The 18516-nt window shown below is 56.9% G+C and carries 10 protein-coding genes and 1 pseudogene; 3 read left to right on the forward strand and 8 right to left on the reverse strand.

Going from position 1 to position 18516, the window contains the following annotated elements; genetic code table 11:
• Nucleotides 1-109 precede the first annotated feature (109 nt).
• Nucleotides 110-6583 (forward strand): amino acid adenylation domain-containing protein, encoded by a 6474-nt coding sequence (locus P6U28_RS38770; protein ID WP_407121115.1) that lies wholly within the window; start codon nt 110-112, stop codon nt 6581-6583.
• Complete coding sequence (locus P6U28_RS38775; protein ID WP_407121117.1) at nt 6576-7973, forward strand: MATE family efflux transporter; 1398 nt, start codon at nt 6576-6578, stop codon at nt 7971-7973. The genes P6U28_RS38770 and P6U28_RS38775 overlap by 8 nt, the downstream gene beginning before the upstream one ends.
• Before the next feature lie 208 nt (nt 7974-8181).
• Here the strand turns inward: P6U28_RS38775 and P6U28_RS38780 are convergent, their stop codons facing one another.
• Nucleotides 8182-8397, reverse strand: a complete 216-nt coding sequence (locus P6U28_RS38780) for a helix-turn-helix domain-containing protein (protein ID WP_407121119.1) — start codon at nt 8395-8397, stop codon at nt 8182-8184.
• A gap of 186 nt (nt 8398-8583) precedes the next feature.
• Between P6U28_RS38780 and P6U28_RS38785 the strand changes: the two genes are divergently transcribed.
• Complete coding sequence (locus P6U28_RS38785; protein ID WP_407121121.1) at nt 8584-8778, forward strand: DUF6998 domain-containing protein; 195 nt, start codon at nt 8584-8586, stop codon at nt 8776-8778.
• A gap of 270 nt (nt 8779-9048) precedes the next feature.
• Here the strand turns inward: P6U28_RS38785 and P6U28_RS38790 are convergent, their stop codons facing one another.
• The 7 genes and pseudogenes from P6U28_RS38790 to P6U28_RS38820 all read right to left on the reverse strand — a co-directional run.
• Entirely contained in the window at nt 9049-10005 is a 957-nt protein-coding gene (locus tag P6U28_RS38790) for a tetratricopeptide repeat protein (RefSeq protein ID WP_407121123.1), read from the reverse strand.
• A gap of 64 nt (nt 10006-10069) precedes the next feature.
• Complete coding sequence (locus P6U28_RS38795) at nt 10070-14668, reverse strand: hypothetical protein (protein ID WP_407121125.1); 4599 nt, start codon at nt 14666-14668, stop codon at nt 10070-10072.
• 47 nt (nt 14669-14715) lie between these two features.
• Complete coding sequence (locus tag P6U28_RS38800) at nt 14716-15267, reverse strand: Pycsar system effector family protein (protein WP_407121127.1); 552 nt, start codon at nt 15265-15267, stop codon at nt 14716-14718.
• A gap of 9 nt (nt 15268-15276) precedes the next feature.
• A complete protein-coding gene (locus P6U28_RS38805) occupies nt 15277-16389 on the reverse strand; it encodes a Fic family protein (RefSeq protein ID WP_407121129.1) in 1113 nt (370 codons plus the stop codon).
• A gap of 232 nt (nt 16390-16621) precedes the next feature.
• Nucleotides 16622-16873: a hypothetical protein gene (locus tag P6U28_RS38810; protein WP_407121131.1), complete on the reverse strand. Its 252-nt coding sequence runs from the start codon at nt 16871-16873 to the stop codon at nt 16622-16624.
• A gap of 250 nt (nt 16874-17123) precedes the next feature.
• The gene (locus tag P6U28_RS38815) at nt 17124-17840 is read right to left on the reverse strand and encodes a hypothetical protein (protein ID WP_407121133.1); all 717 of its coding nucleotides are present in this window, start codon (nt 17838-17840) and stop codon (nt 17124-17126) included.
• A gap of 251 nt (nt 17841-18091) precedes the next feature.
• Nucleotides 18092-18307, reverse strand: a pseudogene (locus P6U28_RS38820) (transposase); the annotation flags it as partial.
• Nucleotides 18308-18516: the final 209 nt, after the last annotated feature.

Here is an 18516-nt window from a genome sequence, read left to right on the forward strand (position 1 = left end):
ACCGACAAGGTCATACGGACAAAACCTTGCGACGTGCGAAAGTCAGGGTGGCTGCGCATGCACAAGACGAGCTCCGGCGTTCCGATTTGGGCGCCGCAGAAGGCGACGAATGGCGGGGCGCGTGCCTACGGAAACTCAATCAGGCAAGAAGCAGTCTATGGAACGTCAACCGGTCGACGCAATCTCGGCGATCGATCGGCTTGCAAGTTCGGATCCGGAGAGAGTCGCGCTGAGGCACGGCGCAGACGAACTCACATATGAGGCGCTACGATCCAGATCGGATGCCCTTGCGAGGACCTTAAGAGAGCAGGGTGCTCGGGACACGGTTGTCGGCTATTGGGGGGAACGGGACCTCGACTGGGCGACAGCGGTCATCGCAATTTTGAAAGCTGGATCAACGTACCTACCGCTCGATCCATCGCTGCCGGCTTGCCGTACATCATTCATGATCGAGCAGAGCCGCTGCGCTTTGTTGATGGGCCGAGACCGGCCGGGGCCGCTCAGCCTGTTCCAGGAGAACAAAGGCACCCCACAATTCCTGGCTATCGAGGCGGCACTGCGCCGGGTCCAGACTTCGTCTTTGGTGCCACCGCCCGGCAGGGATGGGCTTGCCTACATCCTGTTTACGTCTGGTTCGACGGGACAGCCTAAGGGCGCAATGATCGAGCGCGCCGGCCTAAACAATCATTTGGCGGCAAAGATCGATGCTCTAAGTCTCACTCGGACGGATTGCGTCGCGCAAACCGCATCGCACTGCTTTGACATCTCACTGTGGCAGCTTCTGGCTGGGCTTTGCGTCGGAGCCCCTATAGCAATTATCGATGATGCGACACTGAGGTCGCCGTCATCCCTCCTTCAAGCAATTCAACGGTGCGGCGCCACGGTTGTGCAATTCGTTCCTTCCATGCTGGCAGCGTTTGTTGAATACCTGCAGTCGCTTGCTGCGGCCGAGCGAGCCATGGACGGTTTGCGGATTATTTCGACGGTCGGAGAACCTCTAACACCCGGATTGGCGCGCGCGTGGCTTGCCTTGTATCCCCGCGTTTCCATTCTCAACCACTACGGGCCGACCGAGTGCGCGGACGGCGTGACGCATCATCTGGTTTCCGTGCCGCCTGCGCTGGCTGAGCCTTATGTACCGATCGGCAGGCCAATTGAAAACGTTCAGGTTTATATCGCGGACGGATCACGGCTCTGCAACGTAGGAGAGGTCGGCGAAATCTGTGTTAGCGGCGTTGGCGTCGCTGCCGGTTACGTCAATGACCATGTCCGGACTACGGACGCCTTTGGGCCAAACCCTTTCTCAAACGACCTGTCTTTTGGGCGCCTATATCGTACAGGCGATCTCGGCCGCCTTCGCTCCGACGGCCTTTTGGAATGTCTCGGTCGACGGGATCGTCAGGTCAAAATTCGCGGGCACAGAATCGAGCTGGGAGAAATCGAAGCTCGTTTGTCCGCTCATCCCTTGGTGCATGGCGCCGTCGCAGTCGCCTCTGTCTGCGCAGGCGTAAAGCTTACCGCGCGAGATATAGGTGGGGCCGAGGCGCAAGCTGGATCGCGGCGACTAGTTGCGTATGTTTCAGCTCCAGCTGAACTGACAGAAAGCGAACTTCAGAAGTTTCTCGCCGAAGCACTCCCCAGCTACATGCTTCCGGAAAGAGTCATCCGTGTCAGCAGTATTCCACTGACCAGGAACGGAAAGGTCGATTTTGCAGCGTTGCCTGACCCGGCCACTGTTCGCCCTCCATTGTCAACGCCATTCGAGGAGCCGCAAACGGACCTCGAAGTCCGGCTGCGTCAAATCTGGTCCGGTATTTTGCGGATCGACAAGATAGGCGTGAATGACCAATTCATAAGCCTCGGTGGAGATTCGCTCCGTGCAATGCTCATATTGGGACAGTTGCAGACCTCGCTCGGAGTGAGAGCTGATTTCAGGCTAGTCCTGAACGGGACCATTCGATCTCTTGCCGCTTCGATCGCGCCCAGCGCCAAGCCCAATTCCCGCGCAGCCTTTACATACCGAAAGCTCAACCGATCGCCTCTGACGCGACTCCAGGAGCACCTATGGTTCCTCTCGCAGCTCGATCCATCTGCAAGGAACTACATCATTCAGGGAGGCCTGCGAATTAGGGGAAACATCGATTTAGCTCGCTTCACTCGCGCCTGGGCCGAGGTCATTCAATCCCACCAGGCACTTTCGGCGCGCTTCATCGACGAAGACGGTCCGGTTCAATGCTTCGATGCTCCGCCATGTACTAGCCTTGGATTGACCGATGTATCTCATCTCACCTCGTCGGAAGCTGAGGAGCTCATCGCGCAGTTTCGACGAACAGAGGTGAAAGACGGTTTTGACCTCCGAGAAGGCCGCTTGTTTCGCGCGCGTATGGTCCGGTCTGGGCCCGACAACCATCTCATATTGATCACCGCTCATGAAATCATCCTCGATGCCTGGTCGATTTCTGTTCTCCTCAGAGATCTTCAGCGAAGATATTTAGATGCTGCGCCGCCTTGGCCAGAAAACCGTGCATCACTCTCGGGCTACGCGGCGTGGGAAACACAACACGCTTCTCTAGAAGCGCTGGAGGGCCAACGTCACTATTGGCGTCGTCAGATTGGTGATGATCCGCCGGTGCTTTCGCTTGGAATGGGACGAGCGCGCCCGCAGACAAATTCATACCGCGGCGCCTCGCATCCAGTGCTGCTTGGCAGCGATCTCTCCAGTCGCGTAAGAGAATTTGCGCGCCAAAACAGCTGCACCACGTCGACAACACTGCTGGCGTGCTTCAAACTGCTGCTACGAATGTATAGCGGTCAGAACGATATTGTCGTCGGCATACCACACGCTGTACGCGATCAACCCGGCAGCGCCGACATCGTCGGCTTTTTCCTGAATATGCTGCCAATTCGTGCCACGGTCGATGGCGGTGAATGCTTTGCTGCTCATGCCACGCGCATCCAGGGCCTGGTCAGCGATGCCATCGCGAATTCGGCCTATCCATTCGGATGGATGGTCAGGGATAGTAGGTTATGTCGCGAACCGGGGCGATCACCGATCTTCCAGGTCATGTTCAACATGTACTCCGAAGCCGCCGAGCCACTTGGTCAAGACGAGTTGGCTCTAACATTCCGCGAGTACGACACAGGCTATGTCAAATTCGACCTAACACTTTACGCGCAAGATCTGGGCGATGAAATTGCACTCCAGCTAGCATATGCGGAAGACATCATCTCGAGTGACCTGGCTATTCGCATGGCCAACAATCTGCGCTCTCTGATTGCTGCCTGCGTTGATAAGCCGCTCGTGCCCATTGAGGAACTAAGCTGCCTCAGCGCCTCAGACCGCACCATACTGGATTCGCTGGAGGGGTCTACCCAGCGATATGAATCTGAATGTCCGCTTGTTGAAGCCTTCGAGCAAATCAGCCTCTCCAATCAGAGCAATTTAGCATATTTTGGCGAGTTCGGGGAGGTCACATTCGGCCAGCTGCGTGAGCGCGTAGCCGCTATCCGCTCGTCACTGCGGAATATGGACGTGGGGGCCGGCGATCTGGTCGCGATGCTTGTTGACCGGTCGCCCGACGTTGCCGCTATCATGCTTGCGGCGCGAGGCTTGGATGCTGTCGTTGTGCCGATAGCGCCGGATTATCCGCGTGATCGGATCCAACACATCCTGCGAGATAGTCAGTCAAAGCTCTTGGTTCACGCGAATATAACGGAGCCTGGCTTTGAGATACCTTCGATTTGTCTGTTGGCCTTAGAAACGTGCAGTGTGTCGAGGGATGATTTCGCGCCCAGCAACACACCGTCAGATCATCCAATTGCGAACCTCATATACACGTCCTCCTCAACAGGCCGGGCGAAGGGGGTTCTTATACCGGAATCGGCCATTCTTAATCGACTGAACTGGATGTGGCGACGCTTTCCCTTTGACAGCACCGACGTCATGGTTGTCCAGAAGTCCGCCTGCCTTGTTGCGTCCGCTTGGGAGTATTTTGGTGGACTTCTGAGAGGTGTGCCCACGCTGATCCTGACCCAAGGGCAGGTGCTAGCTCCGGATTTGTTGTTGTGCAGTTTGGCAATACATCGCGTGACCCGCTTTTTTGCCTCTCCACCACTCCTGTCCGGTCTCATCGAGTCTCAGGAACGGCAACCGCAAAGGATCGCCTTGAGATTGGTCACAAGCAGCGCCGAACCGATGCCTTCCTCGCTGCCCGCTCGCTGGCGTAGGTCTTTTCCGGGCGTGCCGTTGTGGAACTTCTATGGCGCGACGGAATGTGCGTCCAATGCAGCCGTGCACGAAACATCGGATACGGATGACAACTCGGCGCTTGTCCCAGTGGGGCGGCCAATCGACAACGTCAAACTCTATGTGCTCGATGCACGATTGAAGAGAGTGCCTGTGGGAGGCCCCGGCGAACTGTGCATCGCGGGCCGCTGTCTGAGCGCTGGGTACTGGCAGGATCAAGATCGAACTGACCGCTGTTTCGTGCCGAATCCGTATGATGGCGGACAATACAACGTGCTTTATCGAAGTGGGGACATCGCACGCATCTCAACCAGCGGCCTTCTCGAGATTTGCGGCCGATCGGACAACCAGATCAAGGTGAGGGGCTTTCGCATCGAACCGGAGGAGGTCGAAGTTGCCCTTGAGTCTCATCCGGCAATCGCAAAGGCCGCGGTCTTCACAGAAGGCACCGATGACGATCGCCGCTTGACGGCGAGCGTGGTGCCCGCTCGGGAGAATCTAAGCTCCGGAGAGATTCTCGCCCACCTGCGCAAAAAATTGCCATCTTACATGATTCCCGCAGCGTTCCGGTTGGTCGACAGTATTCCCCTGACGACGAGCGGAAAGATAGAGCGAGCTCGCCTATCCTCCGTTCCTTACCGCGAAATCGAGACCAATCCATCTGCTGAGCCCCGCACCAGGAACGAGCAAGTTCTTGCTCGGATCTGGGAGGATCTATTAGGCGCCAAGGGGGTAGGAATCGACAGCAGTTTTTTTGATATCGGAGGCGATTCTCTTCTGAGCGTACGTTGCGTCACGCTGGCGCGCAAAGCCGGGCTGAATCTCACCGTCAACCAACTTTATCGAACACCGACCATCAGGGATTTGGCGGCCGGGGAAGCGGAGGCGGCACCCCACAACGTCGCTTCCGAGGACGGCTTACTGCCTGTGCCTCCCGTAATATCGTATTGGAATTCTCTTGTCGGCTTTGACGAGCATTTTAACATCGGGGATCTGTTCTTCTTGCCCGGTGGCATCCTGAACATCAAGATCCTGGACCGCGCGCTCGCCCATATCATCAAGCGGCACGAAGGCCTCAGGCTGCGCGTTGCCCGAACCCAAGATGGACTCCGGCTGGGAATTGGGCCTTGTCCGGCCGAGCGCATCGTGGAGGAGATCGATCTCGCCCGAATGACCGGCCCAGACCAGCGCAGGACAATCGAGAGTGTCTCGGCAAAACGTCAGCACATGTTTCGGTTTGACGGGCACACGCCTCTTGTTCACGTTACGGCCTTCCGTACTTCGGAAAGCGGCGATTACTATCTGCTGCTGCTGATACATCATTTCGTGGTGGATGGAATAGGCTATCGGCTATTCCTGGAAGCATTGGAGGACGCATACAACGCTCTTGCTGCAGGCCATGATGTGAATGGTCCCGAGACCGTACAAAGGCTCTCTCCCTGGTTGAAGCGCCTCGAGCACTACGCGAACAGCGAAGCACTACACGAGCTCAAGCACTGGGAGGGCATTGACTACGATCAGTTCAACTTGCGTGTCAGCGACGCGTCATGGCGCGGTACGAGTGTCGCCGAAGAAAGCGCGAGAGAACTTCACGATCCAAGTCTCGGAGATCGGCGGGAGGATTCGAACGGCCGTTCGCTTCGGGTAGATCAGGCAAAGTACCATCTTGAGATCGATGGGGAGGCGACAGCGGGTCTCCTCAGTATTGGAGCCAGATCAGCGCATTGTCAGGACTTTGATGTGTTTCTTGCTGCCCTGTCCGGTGCGTTTGGCGCCTTGTTCGGCAACTATTCGCTCTGGATTGATAGCCTGACCTCGACACGAGGTCGGCTGTTTGACGATTTCGATTCATCTCAGATCATTGGCCTTATCAGCGAGCTCGTACCGCTTCCATTGAATTTCACCGGAAGGGAGGCGCGTTCCGACCGTGCTCGTTCAATATACCGGCAGCGCAATGCGCTGCCGCGTGGAGGAATAGGCTTTCGGGCCCTGAAATTCCTAAACCGAGATCCAGCCGTGCGGTGTCGGCTCGATCGTCTGCCACTGCCCAGGATTGGGGTGAATTATCGCGCCGGTCTGCAGCGCCATTTCGCGCGCCGTTTTCTAGATGCAGACCCTTCTCCACTTTGGATCGGCGAACACATGGCTCAAGCGGCGGCGATCCACCTCTTCTGGTTCGATGTCGGATATCAATCCGGCCGTCTACAGATCGAAATGAGGTATGATCCGAGCCATGTCGGTTATGAGGTGACCCGCCATCTTTGCACGGTCTTGCAACAGGAGCTGTTGCAGACGATCAATGAATTCGCAGCGCTCACGAGAGTCAACCATGAATGAGCGCGCGACGCGAAAGAAAAGCCGGCACGTAGATCTATCGGACCAAAGACTCCCAAGCCTTCTTCTGCGGCTTGCCATTCCATCTGTTATCGGGTTGTCGATCAACGCCCTACAGCAGCTCCTCAACGCTATCTTTGTTGGCTCACTTGGTGCGCAGGCGATCGCGGCCGTGAGCATGACTATGCCGGTCATTATCCTGCTTGCGGCGGTGGGCGAGGGGATCGGTGTGGGTACTGCCTCCTTCATATCCCGTCATCTTGGTGCTGGTAATGAGTTAGAGGCGAGTCGAGGTGCTAGTACGGCGCTCGCGCTCGCCGCTCCGATCGGCGTGATCATGACCGTCGCCCTGCTTCTGAGCCTACGAGGCATCTTCGTCGCACTCGGGGCGACCCCAACCATCCTGCCCATCGCGCTCGACTACGCTACGATCCTCTTGCCGGGGTCTACTTTGATGCTCCTAAACATCGTCAGCGGCTTCATCGCAAGAGCTGAAGGCAACACACGATTCAGTATGTGGACCATGCTTAGCGCTTTCATACTGAACGCCTTGCTTGATCCCCTTTTTATATTCTTACTAGACTTAGGTGTGCGAGGCGCAGCCCTGGCGACGTTGCTATCTCAGATCGCTGCCATAAGCCTCTACATCGGATATTTTACCAAGCGACGCGGCACTGCCTTCGTCAGAATGTCTCAGGTCTCGTTCCGGGTGGATCGCATCAGAGAACTCGCGTTCATTGGGGCGCCGGCGACGATGACGAGTATCTTATCGGCTCTTGCCGGTATGTTCTTGTTCGGAGCCGCTGCCCGGTTCGGTGATGAGTTCGTTGCGGCCGTGGGAATAGCTGTAAGAATTTTGACAATCGGGGCGCTGCCGATCAGCGGCTTTTGTATCGGCTCTCAAGCTGTCCTGGGGTTCGGTTGGGGCGCTCGCGACTTTGCCCGTGTGCTGAAGGTTGCGAAGTTCATGCTCTCTATTACGGTTGCGCTTTCCTTTGCGTATTCGGCAGCCGTCATGCTTTTTGTCCGGCCTTTGGTCAGGTTGTTCAGCGATAACGACAAGGTCACCGACATTGCCGTCTTGACCTGCATCGTCTTTCACCTGTTTTTTGGACTTTACGGTATTCAAAGTTTCGTGACGACAATGCTTCAGTCGCTTGGCAGAGCACGACTCAGCGCGGTCGTATCTTTCGCAAGGCAGGGATATCTCTTCATACCGGCGGTACTTCTGTTCCCTGTCATATCGGGCTTCAGTGGATTGCTGGCCAGCCAAGCCATCGCTGAGCTCGGCGCTGGAATGATCGCGCTATTCGTCATGTTGCGCCAGTTCGCTGAGCTCAGGCGAGGAGGACCAGCACATTCAGCCAGGAATAGAGAGTGCTCCTTGACTTAATCAGGCATCATTCTGACTCGCGGGCGAAACAGCCAGCCCTCATCCGTTCCGGGCTGGTGGTTGCCGAAGTCGTTGCCGTCTGAGGCGAGAACGAAGTTGGTTGGTTCGTTGAATGATTAAGCGAAGAGTTCAGGTCGACTGCGGGCTTGGGCTCATGCACAACATGCGCGGCCGTTGCTTTCAAGTTCATGAGCCCCCTTGTCTGTCTCTATGCTGCCGGAATGAAGGTGATCCGGCCAGCTTCGCCGCGCTTACGATGCGGCTTTACTGTGATTTCCACATCCTGGCCGAACGCGGTAAGCATCCGCAGCAGCTTTTCCACCGAAACCAGCTTGAGCTGGCCTCGGAGGAGCTTGGAGAGGTCTGGCTGTTTCATCTCCACGAGCTTGGTCGCGGCGACCTGGGACAGTTCCCTGGAGAGCACCTGGCATTCAAGTAAACGAGCGGTTCAGCGGGAAACGCCCCGATTGGAGAACGAGCACTACAGGCTGGCGATGTGACAGGCAGAACTGATGATAGCGGAAAGACCAGAGAATAGAGGCGATCAAAGGGGTGCTGGCTTCTTTATTCGCTTCGCAACGTACGCCGAAGTCGCTCGCTCCTCTTTCAGATGGGCGGGCTTGGCAACCTGCTGGGTGACTATGGCGAGTTTATTGCCACCGAGGTGTACGGCCTGACGCAAGCCCCTCGTGGAGCAAACGGCTACGACGCTGTCAGGGCGGATGGGAGGACAGTTCAAGTCAAGACCAGCTTCGCCGCGTCCCAGATCGGTTTCAGGGGGAAGCCGACCTGCTTCTTTGTTTGAAAATTGGTCTCACGGGCGACTGGACAGAGGTGTACTATGGCGACTTTGTGCTGGTGAAACAGGCGGCGCGCTACTCTTCGCCGGGTAAGAGACACATGGCGCCTCTCGTGGCTTTGCAGCGCATCGCGGAATCTGGTTATGTTCCGATAACGCTACCAGAAACCCAAAATACAAAGTGCAGATACCGCAGAGCCAATCTGAGACGTAGCTCGGTCACGAGTCATGCCGGTGACCACCGCCACGAAGACCTTTGTCACGGGCCCAGTTCGCTCATCCCTTTTTCCCTGCTTGACCCCTCAGCGCGCGAGCCTGGTCCTTCTTGTCAAGGATCTCCAGACACCTCGCCCAATCGTCATAAAGCGTCGTCAATTTGTGCGATCTCTCGGCCTGGGTGAGTTGCTCGTCGGCTTTGGTGCAGTTCTGTTTAGCTTCTGCCGAAGTTGGATTGCCCTGCTGCGTCAGTGTTAAGTACACATTTCCCAGGTTCGCCCGAGCTGGCCAGTTTGAGGGATCTATCGCGATTGCCTGTTCGCACTCCTTTTGCGCGTCTGCGATTTTATAAAGGCGAAGGTAAGCGGCGCATTTTAGGTTGTGCGCGTAATAAGGGTCCGTACCATTCTTTATCATGTAATTCAGAACAGTCATCGTCCGGTCGAACGCCGTAGGCGCAACCGCTTTCTCATCGTTGTACAGGCTGGCTGCGAGCACATATGGATAAGCCAATTGCATTGCTAGCTCGGAGCTAGCTTTCACAATTGCCTCGGCATCAGCGGTATCGCCGGTTGATGAGATCTTTGCGTCGAGGTGCTCGCCACCGATTACCCTGAAGGAAATGTCGAAATCTTTTTCAGTTTTAGTCACGCTGCCAGTAAGCTGATTGCTTGGGAGAGCAAAAACATCAGAAACAAACTGAGCGGCTGATCTCGTTGTAAAATCCGAACCCGGTATCTTCGCTTCAATGACTTGAGTACCGATCCACTTCCGAGGGTAAGCTTCATCGAAATCACGCTTCGCGTTCTCGGCGATGGCCTGCGTTCTATCCGATACCTTTTGGGCGAAGGTCTCTGGTGTATAGCCCCACTGCTGTACAGAGGTTGGGATGGAAACACTCTCGATTGTGGGTCTTGGCCATATCACTTGCTTCGCCACGACCAAAATGAGCGTCAGGACGAGCAGAAACGAGGCTATGGTCGCAATGTTCTTTATCGCACCAACAATCCGCTTCATGTGAGCCTCTCTCTGGGTGCAGCCTGAAGATGATAATCTAGAATACTACATGTCAGCAGGATGGTCAGTGCGGCAGAAAAATTGAGTTCGGTGCCCGCATGCCGAACAGTTTGGAGTCGCGCTGGTTCTTCCGGCGCTTGATGCGGTCTGCGAGGCCACTCTCGAAGGTTGGCGCAAACCTCTCTAAGAGCGGATTCGGAGCTTGGGTTGCCAGATCGGACGGCTTGAACCGGCCATCCACGATTTTGCAGAGAAGAACGCTATAGCGCCAAAGATCCTCCAGGTTTGTCGCCGCGGCCATCTGATGTGACCAATGCTTTGACCATCTGTGACGATCCATTGCGTAGGTGGCACCCTTGTATGCTTCATGCAGGAAGCCCTTGCTGTTCTTGAGCATCTCTATCGTTTCGAGCGCCCAGGGTTCGGCTGGGGATAGCCCAGCTAGCATCGCGGCGCGTGCTCGATGGGCAGGTTCGACTCGGTTGCGACGGTCGAGGACGTAGGCTCGAAGGTCTTCCTCCCGGCTTGCGCGAATGGCCGCAAGCACCTCGTTGGCCAGATCATAGTCGTTTCCGATGCGATCGAGCCTCGCAAACCGAAGTGCTGTGGTCTCAACGTCGGTCGCGGCCGACCAGACTGTCACCGCGTCAATGCTAAGGTGATTTCTGCCGAAAGTGGCGCGGACGGGAGGTGCTCCCCGGGAGAGGCGTTCCATCAACGTGCGCGCGCCCGTTGAATCCCGATACGAAACCGCTTCCGCCACCGCTGATGCGGTGTTGTGCAAGTTGTTCAGCGCTTCCTGGTCGATGGTCAGGAACAGCTTGAGCCATTTGTCGACGGTCTGCGGGCTCGCCTTGTCGATGTCCCGGATGAGGCCGGATGTAACGGATCGGATGATAAGTTGCGCTCCAGCTTCAGAAAGCTCGCGCTCAAACTGTTCAGCGGCATCGTAGTTGCGCTTTTGCCTCTCGTACCAAGCGTCGCCAGCGTCGGACAGCTCACTGAGCTGTTCAGGCGAGAAGTTTTTATTGGAAGTGGGCCGGTCTGAAACATTGAGAAGAGACGACCAGTGCCGGTCTTCAACGCGCTGCTCGATATCCGGAAGATTGCGCCGGATCTTGAAGCCTGCAGCCTTCTCAATCGCAATGTCCAGCCGACCTGCAATTGCCGATGCTGCGGGTGGACCGAGAAGCTCCACCAATTTGCGGTAAGCCGAGAAGTCAATGCGTTCCAGACAGGTTTCGATCGAGATAAGGCCGATTTTCGACGCCAAGACCAACGCCTCCGACCCGTGTGTGATCTCGACCCTGTCTGAGGCACTGTCGAGTGCAGTGGCGGTCCAGCCGCTGCCGACCACAGCTGCCAGGAGACCGGCATCCTGCGAGGTCCGGATGAGACCCAAACACGACAAGCGGACGTGCCTATGCGTTGACGTCAAGAGGCCGCCCGCCAGCTCCCTGGTACGCGGGGTGAGAGGTGTCCGGGAATGCTCCGCGAAGGCGAGCGCGCGGAATTGTGCGACTTCGTTGCCCTCGGCAATCGCTTTTGTAAGATCGGCTTCCAGTCGCATTGGATCGCAAGGCTGAAACAGGTCTGCCAGTCCCCGCAGGAAGGTGACATCTTTGGGATGCGCAAGAAGAGCGTCGAGCTGTTCATCCCCGCTCATGTGGGGAAATGCAATGAGGAGCGCATACTGGGCAGCGACCTGCATCTGATCGTTCTTGTCATGCTCCAATGCTTCGGTCGCAAGTGCTGCAGCTTTCTCGATGAATCGCCGTGCGAGGGAAGCATCGAGAGCGGCGGTGTGCTTTTCAAGTGTGAGCGCCGCAATGCGGAAATCTTCCGATGACCTGGATAGCGCCTGGTCGGCGAAGCGGCGCATCACCGCGACGGCGACGTGCGGCTCGAAGCGAGCCAGGCCAGCGCGCGCCATTTCAAAGAAATGATCCTCCTGGCGATTCCCCATGCACAAGCGAAGCTTGGAGACGTCGATCGTCCCGTATTTCCGAGCGGTCTTCTCGATGTTGACAGGACATGAGGTTGAGGGATCGCAGGGGTCGGTGGCGCAGTAATCTTCGACAAGACGCCCTCCGCCAAAGCGCTCTCGGTCTTTTGTCAGCGCTTGGACGATTTTATCCGCAACCGCAGCGTCGTCGCTGTCTGCGGTCGCGTAGAGCAAGTATGCCAGGGCCCATCGGCCGGTATCGGATGTACCTGGGCTCTGCAAGACTTTGGCGGACTCAAGAATCGCTGTACGGGTTTCGCTCCAATCTGTGACGTTCAACTGGATCAGATCATTGAAATCCTGATGGTGATCGCGGAATCCGCCGTTGAAAGCCGCCGCAAAGGCCCAGTTGCGAAAACTGTCCGCATATTCGGCCAGTGGGTAGCCGCCCAAAAACTGGAAGGCCAGAGCACTAAGTCGGCTGTAGTCGCCGCGTTTCTGGAGAATGAGGCCGTCCAAAACCGCTCGTTCTGAATCGCACAGATTCTTTAGCTTGTCGGCGATCTCGGCTTCGCGTTTCGCGCGTTCCTCCTTACGCTTCTCGTCCGGCGTCCCCTCGTGAGTTGGCGCCATCATCCGTTCCGGCTGATCGGAGTACATGCTCAGCCAACGGCGGATTGCGTCCTTCAGCGCGGCTGAACACGCTGGCGTTGCCCGTCCGTCCTGTACCGCTTGAATGAGCCATGATTGGTTGGCTGTAACACCTTCCGTGAGTGCTGAGTTTTCAAGCGCAGCAAGGAAAGAGACTGGATCTTGCCGCAGCAATGCCTGGAATTCGGGGTAAAGCGTCTGATCGAGATTCTGGAGGGCGATGAAGGACTGTACTAGAGCCGCCGTGACTTCCTTCGGAGCTTCATCCAGAACGGAAGCTACGATGGCGGCGATAAGAACGTCGCTGGTTCTATCCAGTGCGGCTATAGGATCGAGTACGTTCCCAAGAGCCTCAAGGACGTTTTTACCTTGTCGAAATGCGGTTCGCGCAGAACTCACGAGCGACAGTCCCAGAGCGAGCGAAAGCCCGTCCTCTTTCAGAATGTACTTGGCCGGATCGTCCTCAAGGATTTCAAAGAAGCGTCCGGCGGAGATAAGGGCAAATTGCTCGGCCACCGTTTGAGGAGAGTGACCGGTAACCGGGCTGGGGCGGTCGAAGACGGTCAGGTCGGCCTGTTGGTGGTCCTTCAGTCGCTTGATGATCTGATCGGCATGCAGGCGGATGTCTTGAACAAATTGACGCGGCGCGATCGAATTGTTGTCGGAAACCGCACCGAGCCGGATGTGCTCGAAGAGCAGACGGTTGACGCTGAGCTCTCCGAATTCATCGATCTTTCGATCTTTGAGGAGGGCCGCTGCAATCCCGAACAGTCGGGGATTACGCAGGCTGCGGACAACGTTGGCATTGAGCTGTGAAATTGAGGTACCAAGCGGCGTCAACAGCGATTCCAGCTCGGAGTCGCTCCATTCAGGCACATCAAACTTCCTGATATTGCTGACGAGGCGTCCTTCCAGATTGTCCCTGTAGAAGAGCGTTCTGCAGCTGATGACAAGCTTGCCGCCGATTTCCGCGACCAGTTCACTCAGGATATCGATCAGGTGAGGCCAGTTGCCGATTTCCCGCTGGTTCAGGCCATCGACGAAAACGACCAGTCGGGGCTTCTCGGTGTTCTTGTGCCGCTGCCATCTTTTCAGATGATCGCGCCAACGGTTTTCCGCGATTGCGGTGCGGTTGTCGCCGCTTTGTCCAATCAGCTTCGCAATGAGAAGATCACGCATAGATTCAAGCGAAGACGGCAACTTGAAATCGTCAGGTAGCAGGATGATCGTCAGCGGCTTGACCTGTTGATGCATCCAAGCATGCGCGAAGATCCACGATTTACCGTTGCCATCTGCCCCAAGGATTGCGGCCACCGAGCCGTCCGGTTTGGCGAAGATGGCATCCGCAAGCTTCGCCCGCAGATGAGGACGGTCCAGCACTCCCGCTGTCGATGCATCGTCCGGAGACAGCGCCTGCCCAAACACCACGCGCGCCCGCTTCTTGTTTGCGAATGCTGCCGATAACCAGGAAATGTTGTCCTGGAGAGCGAACGCAGGTGCCAGGCTCGGCTGCTGGAGGTCCGCCTTGAGTTCGGCGGATCTTGCGGAAAACTGGGGATGGAAGGTGACCGCCTGCAACTGGGCGTCGGCATCGGCATGGGATGTCGAGGTGTTGCGAGCAAGGAAGTCGGCCGACGCGGCGGGTGCCATAGCAAGCAGCGCCGCCAGTTCGGACAAGCCGGTTGCTGGCCAGGAGAGCACCTTGACAGCGATACCGAGTTTTCTGCCAGCCTTTTGCGCCGTATTAATATGCTGCACCGAGATGGGGCCTGTTGATGCCAATATCCAGAGTTCGGTTTGGCCTTCCTCATCAGCAGCTATTTCCGCAATCTTTGAGAGGATTTGGTCTTTCGCCACGGCGTCCTCGTAGAGCTTGCCCTCAAAAGAGATCGCGCCATCGTCCAGAGACGACTGACCATCCTTCCCACGTTGGGACCCGGAGCTGGCAAGCGCAAAGGTGCGACCTGTAAGCTCTGTCAGAACGGCCGCCATCAAGCCTTCGAATCCATTTGGGCCGGTGGCGTCGAGCTTGCGGACAGTCTCGCGGAGGTCGTCAATGGTCTGCATGTTTGGCTCTATGAATGCTTATGTGCTTTCCGTCGGCTCCACGGACTTTATCTTTGCAGCAATCGCAAGCCCCACCACAGGGGCGGTGAATCGAGGACCAGAATGGCTGCGAATACGCAACCGGCGGCAATGTTGAACATCGTGAATTTGCGCGTGGCGACGCGGGCATTGACGGATATCTGAACGCATAGGTCATCGAGATAGCGCTCGGTGACACTGTGGTTCTCGCCTGGCTTGTAGCGTTCCGTGACGCGCTTATGGTATCGGCCCACGGGGATGTCGGCGATATGCTCCCAGTAAAGAAGGCTCTTTGCATTATCCGCAGGCTGATAGAAGCGCTCCAGTACTTGCGGAGTAAAAGACAGAATGCTGACGAGTCCGGCGAGTGCAAAAAGCGGCAGAGCTACGCAGAAGGCAACGTTATAGCCAAGAGGGAGTGTGCTTTGGCCGGTCAGCAGATTGATGGAGCCGATAATCCAGGCTGAAGAAAACGTAAGCAGCACGGCATTCTTGGTCTCCGCAAACTTAACGAAGTCGATGTTACGGCTGAGTAGCCTTGAGAGAATCTTCTCAAATGCCTCTTCTTGATCGTCTTTCATGGTCAACTATCAGGTTTTCAAATCTATGAGCGAGTAGCTCGTGCTCCGGCCTCCGGCTGCGTCCTTCTTGAGAATACCGTGGCCCACAAGTTCATCGATGTCTCTCGCGGCGGTCGCCTGGGACACTTTCGTGAGTTTCGCCCATTTCGACGACGTGAGCTTTCCTTCGAATCCATCGAAGAGGCGGTTGAGTACCAGCCGTTGACGCTCATTAAGTTGCCGCGCCGCGTGAAGGTCCCAGAAGTCCGCCTTGCGGAGAATGCTGCCGAGAATGGTGTCGGCGCCGTCGAAGGCGCGATCCAGGCAGTCGAGAGACCACGTCAGCCAGTCGGTGACGTCGAGACTACCTCTCTGGGTCCTCTCAAGGATGGTGTAATACTCATTCCTCTCACGGCGGATTTGAGCGGACATGCTGTAGAATCTCTGGGCGCTCTGCTCAGATCTGGCGAGAGCGAGATCAGCGATGGCGCGCGCGATGCGGCCATTGCCATCCTCAAAGGGATGGATGGTTACGAACCAGAGGTGCGCAAGCGCAGCTTTCAAAACAGGGTCGATGCGGCTGGCGTTGCCGTTGAACCAGTCAAGGAATGTCTGCATCTCCTTGTCGAGGCGATCGGCGGGTGGCGCTTCATAGTGGACACGCTCTCGCCCGATGGCGCCCGAGATCACCTGCATCGGTCCGGTTTCGGCAGTACGCCAGGCTCCGACAACAATTTTCGTCATGCCGCTCCGCCCGGTGGGGAAGAGCGCAGCGTGCCAGCCGAAGAGACGCTCGGCCGTAAGTTCGGCAGCGTAGTGTTCGGTGGCATCAAGGATCATTTCCACCACGCCCTCCACGTGGCGATCCGTCGGAGGCAGGGCGCCGATGTCCAGGCCAAGTCGGCGGGCAATGGATGACCGGACCTGGTCGCGATCCAGGACCTCTCCCTCAATTTCGCTGGACTTCACCACCTCTTCGGTGAGGGTCTGGAGAGTTGCTTCGGCTTTGAGCGGGAATCCGAGACGTTCCATCCGCCCGAGCAGGCGACCCTGCTTGTGACGCACGGAAGCCAAGCGGGCAGCAATTCGCTCCAAATTCCAGTGGAAGGTCGGCCACTCCCCGAGTTCATGAATGTAGACCATAATCTCATCATCCTTTGCAGAGATTATGGGTCCCAATCTCATCAGCGACAAGCCTATTCTTGTCAATTTTTGCAGAGAAAAGGTAGCTAAATCTCTGCAGCCCAGAAGTACGGGGAAAACTGCCTATATTTCTTCCATGCACATTCCGAAGGTTCCTTTTATGTTCTAAATATACCCGCTCCGCGTGCAAGGGCAATGAATACCTTCGCAGCGCGGACATCAAACAGCGCTGCTACTGCCGGTTGTGCCTCATTTCGGGTCCCCGCTCGTGCCGCGCAACAACGGAGCACAGCAATGGCAGGCCGGAATTGGAATAAGGAGCGGCTACAAAGCGGATCGACGCCACCTCCATTTGCTGCCACGCACGAGACATCGGAAATCTGCTCGACCCTACAGCTTGCGCCACTTCATTGGCGCTCAGCTCATTGCAGCCGGCGAGCATCGCCAGAAACGGCAATGCAACAATCAAACGAAGATTCTTCATTTTGTCCTCAGCATCGACAGCGTTCATCGCCGGAGAAAAGACGCAGTTCCGCCAGTAGATTGATGAGCTGGACAAGGCGGCGCCGCAAACACGCCGATAGGTCAGCGGCCTGCTAGCCACCGATACATGCGCAAAAATCCTGATTTACGCATGAGCTTGAAAAGTGCACGCTACGGGCCAAGAGGACGCCTAGCTCAAAGGCTTCAAAAATGAAAAACCGCACTGTCACGGCGACCGCCTCCAGTGCCTTTCAGAGATGAGGCATATAGCGATCGATGATGATGTGGGTGAGCTGCTCGCCTCGTTTGGTCAAAAGATGCAGATCTTTGGCCGGGATAGGCGCAAAGTCTGTCGGATACTGGCGCACTTCGTCGCGGCTCACCAAGTCAGCCGGACGATGGGGCAACCGTTGGTCCTGCTGGCCGAGATAGACCATTCCAAAAACCTCTAGGTCGCCCGTCTCAACATGGCGGTGAAGCCGGGAGTAGACGTGGTCTTGGGACTTCCGATGCACAGCCTCAAAAGACTTTGAGACACGGCTGGCCCACCAGAACGGGTGGTCGCCTCCGTCGAGCTGGCCGGGCCCTGCGTTCAGGCTGATGATGTGCGTGACGGGGTATGTGTCAGTAATGTCGCTATCCCGACCAGGTTCCAGTACAGCCACGCCCAAGTTATCGAACACCCCGCCATCGGTCAGGACGACGGTCTGCGTTTGTGTGCGACCAGCCTTGGTGAACGGGAAGGTTTCAATCAACGGCGGCAGAATGATCGGGAAGGCTGCTGAAGCGGCGACCGCCTTCGCGACTGTCGGAGCCACACCGTCGATCTGGCCATATCGCCAACCTCCAGACCTTTGCGAGCCAAATCGGAACGCCGTGCCCGTCTTCAGGTCACAGGCATTTATGACTACATGCAATCCTGGGCGCGCAACATCGCGGACGGTCTTCGATCCGAAGAGCCTGCTCAAAGCCTGCTCGAACGCCGTCGTGAGACTGCCCCAAACGGGGAGGGATTGCCGAAACGTTGCCAGGCGACGCTCAATGCTTCTCGTCGGAATTCTGGTGAAAATTCGCAGTAACGCGAAGAGTGATGATAGGCACCACAGCGCAAGGGTCGGCAGTCCGGTTATGATCAACGTCAGGAGGATTTTCGATCGTGTCCCGTGGCGTGGTGTAGCTGAGTGCGGGTCACCACGTTCGCCGGCATGGGCCGGATCGGTCAGCTGGCGATTGCCGGGAAGCTGACGGCGGGATCATCGCCCAACGGGGCGATGGTTTCCAGTGTCATGTAGCGGCCGCGTTGAACCGTCCACTCGTCGTTCTGTTCGAGCAGGATGGCACCGATCAGGCGAGTGATGGCGTCCTCATTCGGGAAGATGCCAACCACTTCGGTTCGGCGCTTGATCTCGCCGTTGACCCGTTCGAGCGGATTGGTAACCGGTATGAGATGTCTCGGTGCCAACGTTCCCGCTGCGGTGTTCTACATCGTGGCGTATGGTGCGACCATCGGGACAGAGGCACCGGGAGCACGAAGTGCGGGCAGGCCGATGTTATTCGATGAGCCGAGAGCTCGAGTTAGTAGCTGGCCGCCTCTGCGACTCGCCCGGTTGCGCTGGGAGCGCGAATCCGTAGTTGTCGTGTCGC

Origin of the sequence: Bradyrhizobium sp. STM 3561 (assembly GCF_045571455.1) — a bacterium.
Taxonomy (GTDB): Bacteria; Pseudomonadota; Alphaproteobacteria; order Rhizobiales; family Xanthobacteraceae; genus Bradyrhizobium; species Bradyrhizobium vignae.